At 66.2% G+C, this 15,471-nt stretch carries 12 protein-coding genes and 1 pseudogene; 5 read left to right on the top strand and 8 right to left on the bottom strand.

Annotation, left to right across the window (positions count from 1 at the left end; genetic code table 11):
• Positions 1-88 precede the first annotated feature (88 nt).
• Together ACFWB0_RS04015 and ACFWB0_RS04010 are read left to right on the top strand one after the other, a co-directional pair.
• Positions 89-1,954 (top strand): heavy metal translocating P-type ATPase, encoded by a 1,866-nt coding sequence (locus tag ACFWB0_RS04015; RefSeq protein ID WP_378489301.1) that lies wholly within the window; start codon positions 89-91, stop codon positions 1,952-1,954.
• Entirely contained in the window at positions 1,878-2,177 is a 300-nt protein-coding gene (locus ACFWB0_RS04010; RefSeq protein WP_378489300.1) for a cupin domain-containing protein, read from the top strand. The genes ACFWB0_RS04015 and ACFWB0_RS04010 overlap by 77 nt, the downstream gene beginning before the upstream one ends.
• A 4-nt stretch (positions 2,178-2,181) precedes the next feature.
• Here ACFWB0_RS04010 and ACFWB0_RS04005 read toward each other — a convergent pair whose 3' ends face one another.
• Positions 2,182-2,526 carry a cupin gene (locus ACFWB0_RS04005; RefSeq protein WP_378489141.1) on the bottom strand — a complete coding sequence of 115 codons (345 nt, stop codon included), beginning with the start codon at positions 2,524-2,526 and terminating at the stop codon, positions 2,182-2,184.
• Positions 2,527-2,993: 467 nt separating this feature from the next.
• Here ACFWB0_RS04005 and ACFWB0_RS04000 point away from each other — a divergent pair, with 467 nt between their 5' ends.
• Positions 2,994-3,707, top strand: a complete 714-nt coding sequence (locus ACFWB0_RS04000) for a Crp/Fnr family transcriptional regulator (protein ID WP_378489140.1) — start codon at positions 2,994-2,996, stop codon at positions 3,705-3,707.
• A gap of 17 nt (positions 3,708-3,724) precedes the next feature.
• Here ACFWB0_RS04000 and ACFWB0_RS03995 read toward each other — a convergent pair.
• From ACFWB0_RS03995 to ACFWB0_RS03980, 4 genes and pseudogenes are all read right to left on the bottom strand, one after another.
• Positions 3,725-3,844 (bottom strand): annotated as a pseudogene (locus ACFWB0_RS03995) (MerR family DNA-binding transcriptional regulator); the annotation flags it as partial.
• Between the two features lie 20 nt (positions 3,845-3,864).
• Positions 3,865-4,950: a 3-deoxy-7-phosphoheptulonate synthase gene (locus ACFWB0_RS03990; RefSeq protein WP_378489139.1), complete on the bottom strand. Its 1,086-nt coding sequence runs from the start codon at positions 4,948-4,950 to the stop codon at positions 3,865-3,867.
• Between the two features lie 416 nt (positions 4,951-5,366).
• Entirely contained in the window at positions 5,367-6,248 is an 882-nt protein-coding gene (locus ACFWB0_RS03985; protein WP_378489138.1) for a glycosyltransferase, read from the bottom strand.
• 93 nt (positions 6,249-6,341) lie between these two features.
• Entirely contained in the window at positions 6,342-8,768 is a 2,427-nt protein-coding gene (locus ACFWB0_RS03980) for an ATP-dependent Clp protease ATP-binding subunit (protein ID WP_378489137.1), read from the bottom strand.
• 130 nt (positions 8,769-8,898) lie between these two features.
• Here ACFWB0_RS03980 and ACFWB0_RS03975 point away from each other — a divergent pair, with 130 nt between their 5' ends.
• Positions 8,899-11,196, top strand: a complete 2,298-nt coding sequence (locus tag ACFWB0_RS03975; protein ID WP_378489136.1) for a DEAD/DEAH box helicase — start codon at positions 8,899-8,901, stop codon at positions 11,194-11,196.
• A gap of 48 nt (positions 11,197-11,244) precedes the next feature.
• Here ACFWB0_RS03975 and ACFWB0_RS03970 read toward each other — a convergent pair whose 3' ends face one another.
• Both ACFWB0_RS03970 and ACFWB0_RS03965 read right to left on the bottom strand, forming a co-directional pair.
• Complete coding sequence (locus ACFWB0_RS03970; RefSeq protein WP_378489135.1) at positions 11,245-12,135, bottom strand: oxidoreductase; 891 nt, start codon at positions 12,133-12,135, stop codon at positions 11,245-11,247.
• A gap of 53 nt (positions 12,136-12,188) precedes the next feature.
• Positions 12,189-13,238 (bottom strand): YeiH family protein, encoded by a 1,050-nt coding sequence (locus ACFWB0_RS03965; protein ID WP_378489134.1) that lies wholly within the window; start codon positions 13,236-13,238, stop codon positions 12,189-12,191.
• A gap of 190 nt (positions 13,239-13,428) precedes the next feature.
• On the opposite strand from ACFWB0_RS03965, the gene ACFWB0_RS03960 reads away from it, so the two are divergent.
• A complete protein-coding gene (locus tag ACFWB0_RS03960) occupies positions 13,429-14,574 on the top strand; it encodes an RNA polymerase sigma factor (RefSeq protein WP_378489133.1) in 1,146 nt (381 codons plus the stop codon).
• Between the two features lie 49 nt (positions 14,575-14,623).
• Here ACFWB0_RS03960 and ACFWB0_RS03955 read toward each other — a convergent pair.
• The coding region (locus tag ACFWB0_RS03955; protein WP_378489132.1) for an oxidoreductase at positions 14,624-15,471 on the bottom strand (848 nt) is incomplete at its 5' end.

Raw genomic sequence — 15,471 nt, 5'->3', positions numbered from 1 at the left:
CACCGCCGGTACGCTGATTGCCATTTCTCTGATCCTCGAGCATGTGCTGAGCGAGTCGCTCAATCCCACTGTCGGGCCCCAGTGGTGGATCGACGCCGCTGAGCACTCCACCACGTCCCCGGTCTTCACGCTGGCGAACGCACTGATGCTCGCCGCGGCTGTAGTGGCCGGCTACGGCATTGTTGTCGCGGCATTGCGCGCCCTGACGGTCAAGCACCTCGCCATCGATCTTCTGGTCTCGATCGCGGCGATCGGTGCGATCATCATCGGCAACTTCTGGGAAGCGGCTGCGGTCACGTTCCTGTTCGCCATCGGCCACGCGCTCGAGGCAGCGACCATCAACAAAACTCGCTCGGCTCTGGCCGAACTGGTGGCCGTGGCCCCGGACACCGCTGTCGTCATGCGCAACGGCGAACAGCAGCAGGTTCCCGCGTCCGAGGTCAGAATGGGCGAAATCGTTCTGGTGAAGAACGGCGCGAAGGTCCCGGTCGACGGACAGGTCGTGGCCGGTACGGGCGCGATCGACGAGGCCTCGATCACCGGTGAATCGATCCCGGTCGAGAAATCCAAGTCGGATCAGGTCTTTGCCGGTACGGTCTCCCGCGGTGGTTTCCTACAGGTACTTGCCACCGGCATCGGCGCCGACACGACCTTGGCCCGCATCATCCACCGTGTGGAGGACGCTCAGGACGCCAAGGCCAGAACCCAGGCGTTCATCGACCGGTTCTCCACCTGGTACACCCCGGCCGTCATGGTGCTGGCCCTTGTGGCCGGGCTGATCTCTGGCAACGTCGTCCTGGCACTTACCCTGCTGGTCATCGGTTGCCCCGGCGCGCTGGTCATCTCCATTCCGGTCGCGATCGTCTCCGGTATCGGCCGTGCCGCCCGCAACGGCATTCTCATCAAGGGCGGCGAGTTCCTCGAAACCTCCGCGAAGATCTCGGCCGTGGCGGTCGACAAGACCGGAACCCTTACTGAGGGTCGGCCGCAGCTGACCGACATCGTGGTGTTGGCGCCCGACCTCGATCGTGTCGAGGTGCTGCGTTGGGCCGCAGCCGCCGAGGCGGGGTCGGAGCACCCTCTTGCCCGCCCGATCCTCGACACCGCCCGCACCGAGGGAGTCGCGCCGGAAGGCATGCCGGGCACCGTCACCCCGGTGCCGGGCAAGGGCATCGTGACCGATGTCGAGGGCAGGCAGGTCCTCATCGGCAATATGCCCCTGTTGGAGCAGTACGGCATCACCGACGACGTGGGCGCCGCGGCCGCGGCAAGCGAACTTGCCGCGGCGGGTAGGACTCCCATGATCGTGGCCGTCGACAGTGCGGCCATCGGCGTCGTCGCCGTGGCGGACCGGATCCGCCGGGACGCACCGGAGATGGTCCGGCGATTGCACGACGCCGGCGTCGAGAAGGTCGTCATGCTCACCGGTGACACCAGGCTGGTGGCCGAGGCCGTCGGCAAGGCGACAGGTATCGACGAGATTCACGCCGGCCTCCTTCCCGAAGACAAGCTGGACGCGGTATCGGAGTTGCAGCGGCAGGGGCACACGGTGGCCATGGTGGGCGACGGCGTGAACGACGCCCCGGCCCTGGCAACCGCAGACATCGGGGTGGCCATGGGAGCGGCCGGCTCGGCCGTCGCCGTGGAGACCGCGGACATCGCGCTGATGGGCGACAACCTGCTCAAGCTCCCGGAGTCGATCGGGTTGGCCAAGCGCACGGTGGGGGTCATGCGACAGAACATCGCGATCGCCCTGTTCACCGTCGTCGTTCTCCTGGCGGGTGTCTTCTTCGGCGGTGTGACGATGTCGATCGGGATGCTCGTCCACGAGGGCTCGGTGCTCATCGTGATCATCAACGCCATGCGACTGCTGCGAAATACGCAGGGCGCCAACGCGACCCCTCAGAGCAAGCAGGCTCGAGCGGCAACCGACGCCGAGAAGATCACTGTCTGAAACCGAGAGCACCGACCAGGTCCTGACTTTCGTCTCCGGCACCGGCGAAGCTGTGCTGAACGGGCACACCCACATGGTCGAGGCCGGCGATCAGTGCGCGATCGCCGCGGGTGCTCGCCACAACTTCCGCAATATCGGCGACGAACCTCTGGTTCTGTACACGATGTACAGCCCGCCGGAGCACGCCGCCGGCGAGAACGAGCCAGGAGTGGAGAGGTCCTGAGCGCTCAGGAGTATGACTGTTGACCTTGCTGGCTCGTCACCGTGGTAAGGAGAAAGACGCTGTCAGCGAGGGCCAGCACCGAATGGCGTTCATGGGTGAGAATCCACAGTTCGCCTTCGCCGAATTCTCCTTGGGACTCCTCTTCGAGGTCGACGCGAACTCGTCCCGCGAGTACCTGGAGGCTCGCTGCCGGCGGGGAATTGTGTTCGGCAAGCCGGGTGCCCTCCCGAAGTGCGATCACCGTCTGCCGGAGTGGTCCATCATTGGCGACGAGTTCGGCGCTGCGGCCGCGTTTGTCCGTTCGGGCCGTGGAGAGATGGAACTCGGTCAGCTCCGCGAGATTCGCCATGATCGTCCTTCCGCATGCCTGCTGGGTCTGTCTCAACCTACGTGGGCGAACCGATCGAACTTCGTCTTTGTCGACATCCGCCTGCGATCCGCGACCGCCGCGGCGGGGAATCGCCGGGGTTGGATGAGAGACCGTCACAGTGAGCGCAGCGAAGATCGGACCCGGATGCCCGGGTCGGGCGCCGAGCATGACCGAGCTGCAAGTGCTCGAGGAACGGGAGAGGTACAGCGAGGTCGACGAGCGCGGCAGCCACCCGAGAAACCGACATCTGTCGAACCGACGATCAGGTGATCGAAAGCTACTTGACCCTATACATGGGTAAAGGGTTCAGAATGGCGGCATGCGCAGTAGCGAGCCGGCGGTCCGGTTCATCGAACGAGCCCGAGCCCACAGGTTCAGCCTCGACGCGGACAAGGCACGTCGGGTAGTGCGGTGGGGAGAAGTCCGGTGACGGGTGAGGAGCGGCGATGACCTCGGGACGCCTCTACGGCGACGCGGCGCACGATCACGACCATCGGTTCCGATGTGTGAGCCTCGTGCCGTTGTTCGCGGCGCTGTCGGAGAAAGACCGGCATCGGATTGCCGAATCATCGGTCACACGACGGTACGAACGCGGCGAACACGTCTTCAGGGCCGGGGAGCGGCTGGACCTGCACATCGTCCATCGGGGGCGGGTCAAGGTGTACCGGCTGCTCGAATCCGGCAGTGAACAACTGATCCGCATCCTGGGGGCGGGCGAGTTCCTCGGCGAGACCGCGGTGCTGTCCGAAACGGAAGTCGACCACTTCGCCGTCGCCCTCGACGACGCGGAGGTGTGCTCGATCGACCGGCGCCGGATTCTCGCCGTCCTCACCGAACGGCCGTCGGTGGCGGTGACGATGCTGCAAACCGTCTCGCAACGGTTGTCGGCCGCCGAACAGATGGTGTCGTCGTTGACCGGGAGGTCGGTCGAGCAGCGGCTGGCCGAGCATCTGCTGCAGCTGGCATACGATGCAGATTCGCTGCGGTTCCGCTTGCCGTCCAGCAAGAAGGACCTCGCCTCTTATCTGGGCACGACGGCAGAAACGCTCAGCCGTCGGCTCTCGGCGTTGCAGAAGTCCGGGGCCATCCGTCTCGGCCCCGGTCGATTCGTGGAGATCTGCGACGAGCAGGTGCTCCGGTCCGGTGCCGACGCCGACTGACCGACGACCGTCGGGATCGCGCCGGCGAGCCAGCAGATACGCAGCAGACGCACGGGGTCCTCCAGCGGGTACACGCGGTACCCGCTGGAGGACCTCGGTGGTTCCGGCAGCAACCCGAGCCGGTGGTAGTGCCGGATCGTGCGTACGGGGTCAAGTACTACGACCGGCGAGTGCGCACTGCATCCGCGAGACGGTCGAGCTGATCGACGGTGGTCGCCCAGTCGATGCACGCGTCGGTGATCGACTTGCCGTACTCGAGTTCGTCCGCCTTGCCGAGCGTCAGGTCTTGGCGGCCGGCTTCGATGAAGCTCTCGAGCATGACACCGACAATGCCCTTCTCACCTGCAACGATGCGCTCGGAGATGTCGGTGACGACGTCGATCTGCTTCTCGTGGTTCTTGCTGCTGTTGCCATGGCTTGCGTCGATGACGACACGCTCGGGCAGACCACCCTTACGCAGGCGCGCCATCGTGTCGGCGACGGTCTCGGCGTCGTAGTTGGGTCCCGCGCTTCCGCCGCGCAGGATGACGTGGCAGTCGGGGTTGCCGACCGTCTCGATCAGCGCGGCTTGGCCGTCGAGATCGGTGCCGGGGAACACGTGACTCGCACCGGCGGCACGCGTGCCGTCGACAGCGACCTGCACGTCACCTTCGGTGGAGTTCTTGATGCCGACCGGCATGGACAGAGCACTGCACAGCTGACGATGTACCTGGCTGGCGGCGGTGCGGGCACCGATTGCGCCGTAGGTGACCAGGTCGGCGTAGTACTGCGGCAGGATCGGGTCGAGGAACTCGCAGCCGACGGGCAGGCCGAGGCTCGACACATCGAGCAGCAGCTTGCGGCCGATACGCAGGCCCGTGTTGATGTCGTAGGTGCCATCGAGATGCGGGTCGTTGAGCAGGCCCTTCCACCCCAACGTCGTCCGAGGCTTCTCGAAGTACACGCGCATCACGATGTGGAGGTCGTCGCGCAGTTCGTCGGCCTTCGCTGCCAGTTTGCGGGCGTAGTCCATCGCGGCGACCGGGTCGTGCACCGAGCACGGACCCACGACGACGACGAGGCGATCATCGGTGCCGTTCAGGATGCCGACGGTGTCGGCACGGCCCGAACGCACGGTCGCGGCGGCGACTTCGTCGGGGGCATGCTCAGCACGCACGACGGACGGTGCCGCAAGGGGGCTGATCCGTACGGTGCGCTGCTCATCGAGATTTGAGGTGGAGATGCTGTTCGTCTGAGTACTCATCGGGTTCTCGGTTCCTGTTCCCAGGCCGACCCTCGAGGATGCTGCGATCTCCAGCGAGCCGGTCTGTCATCCGGCTCGTAGGTGGAAGAAGTCAGCGCGTGGTGACGCCGACCGACCCACCCGGGGCCGGCCTGCTAAACCAGAAATATGCGCGCTGCATGCCGACGACCATAACAGAAGGCTTTATCGCAGTGGCGTGACGGTCACCTCACATCGGCCGACGGGCTCGACACGTTCACCCTTGCGCATAAGGTTTGCCTAACCTATATTCATCCGTGGGTCTGTTGAGGACTGAGCGGAGAGCTGAGGGCTGCAGCGAACTCCCGGTCCCCGCCTACGGCGGGTCCCGTTGCTTTCGAGCGCGGGGCCCGCCGGTTCATCTCCACCACCCTCGCACAACGCAGCGGCACCCACCGCTACCTTTTCTCGACACTTCCGCTCACGGGCATCTTGCGCGCCTGAGGCTTCCCGAGCAGTGCCCGCAGTGAGAACCGTCCGAGTTCCGGATCGTACGGCCGATACGCGACGTAGACGAGGACATGGAACTTCTCGTGCAGCGCCAGGGCACGACGGATCTCCGGCGTCATCCTCCCGTGCAATTCGAAGGTTTTCACCCCCGACTCGATGTAGGACCGGAACTCCCGCGGCGGGGTCAGCGCCCGCCTGGGTGAGAGGTCCACCCGCATGTCGCTGAGCTGGACGATGGGAACCTCCGCCGCACCCAGACACAGGGCGAGGTCGAGGTCCTCGTGGATATCCGGAGCCACGCTCACGTCGTCGCGAACCTTCTCCCACGCAGTCCGCCGGATCGCCATATTGGCTCCGTGTAAATTTCGATAGGGGCGCTCTCCACCGAAAAGGCCACGCTGAACCTGCTTTTCGACGTACCACCCCTTGATCCGGCGATAGGGTGAATCGTACGAATTGTTCAGCCCACTGACTGCACCGATCTCCTCGGTGTCGCCCCTGCCGAAGAAGTCACGCACCACCCGAGCCCAGCCGGGACGGACGCGCGTATCCGCATCGACCCGTCCGAGGATGTCGCCGTCGGCGGCGTCGAATCCGGCATTCCTCGCATGCGCGACACCGGATTTCGTCTCTGTCACCAACTTGATCTTCGGGCATTGCTCCTGCGCACGCCGGACGACGTCGAGGGTGGAATCCGTGCAATTGTTGTCGACCACGACGATATCGACGAGATCGTCCTGCTGCGCGACCAACGCCTCAAGGCACGGCCCTATATACACCTCCTCGTTGTGAACAGGAACAATCACGGATAATCCGGCTCGTGTGACCATGGCGTCCGATGCTACCGCCCCAGCAGCGACCGGCCCGCCTCAGGTGTTGCCACCCGAGGCGGGCCGAAGCTTCTCTTTACCAATCGTTTCCGGTCACCTGACGACGAGTTCCCCGTCCTCGATCGCCACGGTCACCGCGCCACCTTCGACGAGTTCGTCGTCGAGCAGCAGATCGGCGATACGATCGTCGACCTCACGCTGAATCGCGCGACGCAACGGTCGGGCACCGAACTCCGGCTGATGCCCTCGATCAGCGAGCCAGTCGACGGCAACAGCATCGATGTCGAGCTCGATACCCTTACCCGCCAGCTTCTTCCGAGTGTCGTCGAGCAGCAGATCGGTGATACGCCGCAACTGCACGTCGTCGAGCTTGCGGAACAGCACGATCTCGTCGATGCGGTTGAGGAACTCCGGTCGCATCGTGTCGCGCAACCGAGCCATCACCCTGTCGCGCAACGGCTTCTCGGCGGCCTCTGCGTCACCGGTGGTGAAGCCGATCGCGCCACCGCGGCTCGAGATGATGTCCGATCCGAGGTTGCTCGTCATGATCACCACAGTGTTGCTGAAATCGACCGTGCGTCCTTCACCGTCGGTCAGGCGACCGTCGTCGAGGACCTGCAGGAGCGTGTTGAACACGTCCGGGTGCGCCTTCTCGATCTCGTCGAGCAGCACCACCGAATACGGGTTGCGGCGCACCTTCTCGGTGAGCTGCCCCGCTTCGCCGTACCCGACGTACCCGGGCGGGGCACCGACGAGCCGGCTGACCGTGTGTCGCTCACCGAACTCGCTCATATCGATGCGCAGCATCGACCGCTCATCTCCGAACAGCACCTCTGCCAAGGCCTTCGCAAGTTCGGTCTTACCGACACCGGTCGGTCCGAGGAACAGGAAGCTACCCACCGGGCGGCCCGGATCACTCATCCCCGAACGGCTACGACGGACCGCGCGCGCCACCGCGCGGACGGCTTCGTCCTGTCCGACGACACGTTCGTGCAGTTCGCCCTCCAGGTTCCGCAGCCGGTTCTTCTCGCCACTCGTCATCCGGGTGACGGGAATACCCGTTGCACGGGAAACGATCTCGGCGATCAGCTCGGTATCGACCACGGGGACATCGCCATCATCACTCGCGGGTGCGCCCGAGTCGATCCGGGTCTGAACCTTCACGATCTCGTCGCGGATCCGCGACGCCTCCTCGTAGCGTTCGGCTGCAACGGCAGCGTCCTTCTCCGCCTCGAGCGACACCACCTGCTCGCGGAGCGCATCGGTGTCGACCCGCGGGGTGCGCAGCCGCAGCCGCGCTCCGGCCTGGTCGATCAGGTCGATGGCCTTGTCGGGAAGGTGCCGGTCCGGCAGGTACCGCACCGACAGGTCCACTGCGGCCTCGATCGCCTCGTCGGCATACCGGACACCGTGGAACTCTGCGTATCGGTCGCGAAGTCCGCGCAGGATGGCGATGGCATCGTCGTTCGACGGTTCGCCCACCGTGACGGGCTGGAATCGGCGCTCGAGCGCGGGGTCCTTCTCGATGTGCTTGCGATATTCGTCGAGTGTGGTCGCACCGACGACGTGCAGTTCGCCGCGGGCAAGCTTGGGCTTGAGGATGTTGCTCGCATCCATCGATCCTTCACTGCCGCCGCCACCTGCACCGACGACGGTGTGCAGCTCGTCGATGAAGACGATCAGCGAGCCTTCCTGCGCGGTGATCTCGTCGAGCACCGAGGTGAGGCGCTCCTCGAAATCGCCGCGATAGCGGGTGCCTGCCACCATCGAGGTCAGGTCGAGCTGGACGATCCGTTTGTCGCGCAGGGCGTCCGGCACGTCGCCGTCCACGATGCGCTGGGCCAGACCCTCGACGATCGCGGTCTTGCCGACGCCGGCCTCACCCACGAGCACCGGATTGTTCTTGGTGCGACGCGAGAGGATCTCGACGGTCTGCTCGATTTCGTCGGCACGACCGATGACGGGGTCCACCCCGCCGTTTCGGGCGCGGTCGGTCAGGTCGACGCCGTATTTGTCGAGGGTGGGCGTCGACGATTCCGCCTCCTCGGATGCCGCGGGAACCGGCTGAAGCGCGGTCTGCAGCGCCTGCGGGGTCACCCCCAGCGACGCGAGCAGACGACCCGGTGCGCGGGTCTGGTCTGCGGCAAGCGTGAAGAACAGGTGTTCCGGGTCGATGTATGTGGAGCCGAGCGCACGCGAGAGCTGGTGTGCCTCGAGTAGTGCGGTCTTCACCGCGCCACTGAGGGTGGGCGCGGTCACGCCACCCCCGGGGTTGTCCTGCGGGAGTCGTTGCTCGACGGCCTTGATCACGTCGGCGGGGTCGGCACCGGAGCGGGTCATGACCGTCCGGGCCGGGTCCTGCTCGGCCATTGCGCGCAGAACGTGCAGTGCATCAAGATCGGCGTCGCCGCGTTCTGTCGCGAAGCGGGCGGCAGCAGCCATGAGTTCGTGGGTTCCGCGGCTCATGAAGCGCGAGATATCGATGCGGCCGGGGCCACCAGGCCCGAAGAATGACGGCATTCCGAAGCCTTTCTGTTGGACTTGAGTCATACGTACTCAACTAACGTGCACATCCCGCGATCAATTCCCCAGATGTCGTGATCTAGGACACACCCCGACGCCGGTCGGTCTGTCCGCGTAGCGTGGATTCGTGCACACGCAGTACGGGCCGCAGCTCACCCTCTTCGCGGCCGGGCTCGACTTCGTGCTCGACGATTTCCAGACCCGCGCCTGTCGCGCACTCGAGGAGGGCCGCGACGTCCTGGTCTGCGCACCCACCGGCTCCGGGAAAACCGTCGTGGGCGAGTTCGCGGCCCACCTCGCTCTCGCGTCGAGCGGCACGTGCTTCTACACCACACCGATCAAGGCGCTGAGCAACCAGAAGTTCCACGACTTCGCCGAATACTTCGGTGACGAACGGGTCGGCCTGCTCACCGGCGACGTCACGCACAATCCGCACGCGCCGGTGGTCGTCATGACCACCGAGGTCCTGCGGAGCATGCTGCACGGCCACTCCCCTCTGCTGACCGGGCTGACCCATGTCGTCATGGATGAGGTGCACTACCTCGCCGACAGCGAGCGCGGCGCGGTGTGGGAGGAATCGATCCTGCATCTCCCGGCGTCGGTACGGCTCGCGAGTCTCTCGGCCACGGTCAGCAATGCCGAGGAGTTCGGTGAGTGGATCGCCCGCGTCCGCGGCGACACGACCGTGGTCGTCGAGGAGACCCGTCCGGTACCGCTGACCCAGCACATGCTCGCGGGAGGTCGCCTGTTCGACCTACTGTCGCCGGTCGACGGAGGTGTCGACGACACCCTCGACCGCTACATTGCGCATCGACGACTCGTCGAGGCCGCTCCGCCGCCGACCCCCGGGCGCGGACGTCGACGGCGCCGCAACCGGCCCGAACCTGCAGGCGCCGACCGACCCGAGATCGTCGCGCGCCTGGAAGCCGAACAACTCCTGCCTGCCATCTGGTTCCGCTTCAGCCGCGCCGGATGCGACGCCGCGGTCGCCGAATGCCTCCAGGCATCGGTGCGGCTCACCGACGGGTCCGACCTGTCCGAGATCCGGTCCGTCGCGGAAAGGCACACCGCGGCGTTGCCCCCCGCTGATCTCGATGCGCTGGGTTATGCCGACTGGATCAACGGGCTCGAACGCGGTTTCGCCGCACACCACGCCGGCCTCGTCCCCGCATTCCGGCACACCGTCGAAGAACTCTTCGCACGGAACCTGGTGAAAGTGGTCTTCGCGACCGAGACACTCGCCGTGGGCGTCAACATGCCTGCTCGGACGGTCGTACTGGAACGTCTCGTCAAACCCACAGTCGACGGACCGGTGCGCCTGACAGCCGGCGAGTACACCCAGTTGACCGGGCGTGCCGGTCGGCGCGGCATCGACGAAGAGGGACACGCCGTGGTGCTGTGGAGCCCCGACATCGCGCCCGCCACGGTCGCCGGACTCGCCTCCACTCGCACCTATCCGCTGCGCAGTTCACTGCGCGTCGGATACAACACGGCGGTCAACCTCGTCGACGATCTCGGTGTGGAGGGTGCCCGCGCGCTGCTGGGCCGCTCGTTCGCCCAGTTCCAGGCGGAGAACTCGGTCGCCGCGCTGGCCGCCGCCGCTCGGGTCAACACGGCGACGCTCACCGCGCTCGACGCCGAACTCGGCGAAGTCGAAGGATTCGCCGAGTACCGGAGCCTGTGCGAACGATTGGCCGATGCCCGCAACACCGCCCCGGCCGATACGGTCACGGTGCTTGCACGGGCGGTCCGTTCCCACCCCGGCCATCGCCGTGGCGACCGAGACCGCCTGCTGACACTTGCCGCCCGCCGCAACGCCCTGCACACGGACACCGAACTCCTACTGACGCAGGTGCATACGGCCTCGGGGCGGCTTGTGGAGACGTTCGATCGCACTCTTGCGCTGCTCGACGAACGCGGACACATACTGTACGACCCGATCAGCGGGCACGCGCACGTCACCGACGACGGTCATCGGCTCAGCCGGATCTATGCCGGCAACGACCTTCTCGTCTCCGAGTGCCTGCGTACCGGCGCCTGGTCCGGGCTCGAGCCCGCCGAGCTGGCTGCGGTCGCGTCGAGTGTTCTCGGCGAAAACCGCCGTCGCACAGCAGCAACCGCAGGGCGGACGACGCCTGCGATCGACGAGGCGTTGCGCGCGACGGTCCGACTGTGGGGCGAGCTCGCCGCAGCCGAGGAACGGCACGGTCTGATCGTCAGCCCGGAGCCCGATCCGGCGCCGGTGGCCGCGATCCATCGGTGGGCTCGCGGCGACGGGCTCGCCGCGGCCCTGCAGGTGGCCTCCGATTCGGGGCATTCGGGTGGAGACCTGGTCCGCCACTACCTGCGCACACTCGACCTCGTCGACCAGACCAGGTTGTGCCGGCGGGACGAGCTACCGCCCATGCCTGCCACCCTGCTGTGAACGATCCACGGGCTCGTGATGAACCCGACCGCATACTGCTCGAAAGGCCTAGCGCGACAACATCTCCACACCGCACAGCCGCTCCGAGAGCGACCACAGCTCCGACGCGACAGTTTCGTCCTTGGAACGGGCACTCGACTGCACCCGCTTCGGATGCCCGCGCATCTCGAAGATCGAGTCGGGCCCGTAGAAACCACCGGGCTCGACGTCGGGAACCGTCGCCGCATACAGCGACGGCAGTGCCCCCATCGCAGGTGATTGCCCGATGATCGGCGTCGCGAGTTCGAGGAGCTTGCGGTAGAAACTCTCGCTGCGGTACTGAAGGTTGGTGGACGAATACCCCGGATGCACAACCAAGGAGCGCACGGGCGACTCGAGATCGGTCAGGCGCCGTTGCAGCTCGTATGCGAACAGCAGATTGGCAAGTTTGGACTGTCCGTACGCGAGCCAACGGTCGTATCTGCGGTGCTCCCAGTTGAGATCGTCGAGATCGATCTTTCCGATCCGGTGCATCGCGCTGCTCACGGTCACCACCCGATCGGTGATGCGCCCGAGAAGCAATGCGGTGAGCGCGAAATGCCCGAGATGATTGGTACCGATCTGCATCTCGAAGCCGTCGGCAGTACGCCGCAGCGGCACCGCCATCACACCCGCGTTGTTGATCAGGACGTCGATCACTTCGTGCGACGCGGCGAGGCCCTCTGCGAACTCGCGCACCGAGTTCAGATCGGCCAGGTCCAGGCGGCGCACCTGCACTCCGTCCCCGAGGTCGGCCGCAACCTTCTCACCTTTCGCGACATCACGGCATGCGAGCACCACGCGCGCACCGACGCCGGCAAGGACTCGCGCGGTTTCGGCGCCGAGTCCGCTGTTCGCGCCCGTCACGACGAACGTCCGGCCGGTCTGATCGGAGATATCCTGCGAAGTCCATGCCACCATGCCGGTCAGCTTACGGGTGACGACACTTCCGGAACAGATTCCAGGAGCAGACTTCAGGACCCGACGCCCGCGAGAAGCACACCGGCCAGCGCGATCGACGCGACCCACACGGTCGAGATCGCGGCAAGGACGAAGGGCCGCGCACCCACCTTCTTGATCGTCGCTACGTGTACACCGGCACCGAGGGCGAACATCGCCGCGGTGAGCAACGCGGTCTGCACGACGGACGCCACGTCGAGTGCAACGTTCGGAACCAGCCCGGTTGCCCGCACCGCAACGCACACGAGAAACACCGCAACGAACAGCGGTACCAGTGGCGGGCGGTGCGCGTCGGCATCCGTTTCCGTCAGCCGACGGCGCACACCGAGGATCGCGATCACCGGCGCCAGCATCAGCACACGAGCAAGTTTCGTCACTGCTGCCACTCCCAATGCCGCACCGCCGATCACGCCTCCTGCCGCGACCACCTGGGCGACCTCGTGGATCGAACCTCCCGCCCATACACCAGCGGCCTCGTCGGAGAGGCCGAGAAGCTGAGACAGCAGGGGCACCGCGGGGATCATCAACGTACCGAAGACCACCACGAGCGCGACGGCTGTGAGTACTTCTTCTTCTTTCGCGTCGACCACGCCGTCCACCGCGGCGACGGCGGCCGCACCGCAGATCGAGAATCCGCACGCGATGAGCACACGCTGGGTCCAGGTGAGTCCGAGTAGTCCGCCGAGGAACATCGTTCCCGAGATTCCGAGGGCCACGACGGCGACCACCACGACGATGACCTTCCATCCGAGCCCGAGAACATCCGCGAGGAGCAGCTGCAGACCGAGCAGTGCAATACCCACGCGCAGCAGACGTTTGGCCGAGAAAGCCAGGCCCGGACGCACACGCTGGGGCAGATCGACCACATTCGCGACGACCGCGCCGAGAACGATCGCGATCAGCAGCGGGCTCACGGCCGGAAGGAGGGCATTGATTCCCATCGCCGCCGCAGTTGCCGCAGCGCACAGCGCAAGCCCCGGTGCGAGGGCAGTCGCCGCCGTTGCCCGAACCGAGAGCCGGCTCGGGGACTCGGACGGGGGCGCTGCGACCGTGGACGTGGGCATACGTCGACTCTGCGCTGCATCAGCGCATGTCGGTAGACGTCACTTACGCATGGATACATATCGAAGTGATATGACTACGCCTTCAGGCATGCGTCTACGACATGGCCATCGACGACCTCCGCAACCTGGTCCTCGCCTCGTAGACTGCACCGGAACGACACGACCGATTCGACACGCGGAAGGTTCGACGATGAGCCGGCATTCGAGGGGAAGAGATCGTTCACTCGTCTCGGCGCTGCGCGCGAAGGTCGACGACGCAGTGGCCGATGTCTACGACCTGCACGCAGAGTCGCTGTACGGGTACGTGTGCGGGTTCGTCGGTCCTTCCACCGCCTCCGACGTGGTGCACGATGCAGTGTGGATCGCGATCGAACGGATCCGGACGCTGCGCGATCCCGACATGTTCCGGCCCTGGCTGTATGCGATCGCGCGGTCCGAGTGCCTGCGCACCGCCACCGGCTCGTCGGGCTACATTCCGGCCGGACCCGAAGCATGCACCGACGACGACGCCGACACCGCCGTTCTCACTCCGGTACACCCCCTCGATCCCACCGACCTCGAAGCGGTCGACCTCACCGTGCGGCACGGATTCACCGAACGTGAAGTCGCCGCGATCATCGGCCGGGGGTTCGATGTCGGCGACGCGCTCGAACGCGCACGTACTTCCTCCACCGACCCGGCCGGGCGGATCGCTCGACTGCCCACGACTCCGCCACCGCCCTACCTGCGCAGCCGTCTGCTGACCGCGCCACCGTCCGCTGAGGAACGCACCGCAATGGGACGTCGGATCGACCCTGTCGATCGCGGCGGATTCCCGGCACCCGGGCAACCGCGACGCACGATCGTCGCGTGGGGCGCGTCTGCGGCCGGGGTCGCAGTCTTGGTCGCCGTCGCGATGTTCGCGTTCGTCGATCGTGCGCCCGCCGATCAGGACGTCCCGAGTCCGAGCGACGCGACGTGGCGCCTGGATCTCGGTGACTACCCACAGGACACCACCGCCCCGGCCACGACTACACCGGCCACACCCGCTGCCGACACCGGCACGACGACCACTGCCCCGGAGACCGTCACGACGACCGAGGCAACCGTGACGGACACCCCCTCGTCGGAGAGCTCGACCACCGATCCGTCATCCACGACCGCGATCGCGCCCACGACCACCGAGACCGGGTGGTCGTCACGACGCGACCGGTCTCGGGACGACGACTCCGAATCCGAGCCCACGGACACCGACGGAAGCAGCGGTGGTGGGAACAGCGGCGGTAGCGGTACGACGAACACGCCACCACCGCTGTTCACGTTCGAACCCGGGCCCTTCGGCCTGTCGGGGGAATAGGCCCGCCGCGCGTCGCTACGGCAGTGGGGTCGCTACGGCAGTGTGGTCGCTACGGCAGTGGGAACGTCACGTCGGTGAGCTTCTCCGACAGTTCCCACAGCCGGCGGGCGGCTGCGCGGTCGCGTGCTCTGCGCGCGATCCGGGCCTGGTGGGGTGAGCCGTACAACAACATGTCCGGTCCGATCAGGCCGCCGGTCATCGACGAATCCGCCGCCGCACACACCACCGATTCGGCGCCCTGCGCGGAGGTGCGCTGCAGGATTCTCTTACCGAAGCCGAAGAGACCGTCGAACCAGGTGCCGGTGTTGCTCCCGACCTCCGTCGCGGCGTACCCCGGGTGGGCGGCGATCGCGCGCAACGGTGACCGCGCCTCGGCGAGGCGACGCTCGAGTTCCAGACTGAACACCAAGTTCGCGAGCTTGGACTGTGCGTAGGCACCCGCCCTGCTGTAGCGGCGATGCTCCCAGTTGAGGTCGTCGAGATTCAGCCGGCCGAGGAGGTACGCGGCACTGGACACGGTGACCACGCGCGTGGTGATGCGGTCGAGCAACAACCCGGTCAGCGCGAAATGTCCCAGGTGATTCGTGCCGAACTGCATCTCGAACCCGTCCGAGGTCCGGGTCAGTGGCAACGCCATGACGCCCGCGTTGTTCACGAGAACGTCGATCGTGCGCGTACCGAGATTGCCGGCGAACTCGTGGACCGACCCGAGGTCGGCCAGATCGAGCCGATGCATCGACGCATTCGGGCCGATCTCCGAGGCTATCCGCTCGCCCTTGGCCGTGTTGCGTCCGGCGAGCAGGATGGTGGCCCCGGCCGCACCCAGTGCACGAGCGGTTGCCTCTCCCACACCACTGGTCGCGCCGGGCCCCCAAAACGGTGAACGCGCGCCCGGGG

The organism is Rhodococcus sp. NPDC060086 (assembly GCF_042730275.1).
Classification (GTDB): domain Bacteria; phylum Actinomycetota; class Actinomycetes; order Mycobacteriales; family Mycobacteriaceae; genus Rhodococcus.
Note: the sequence above shows the minus strand (reverse complement) of the source record. Positions and strands in the feature narration are given on the sequence as shown.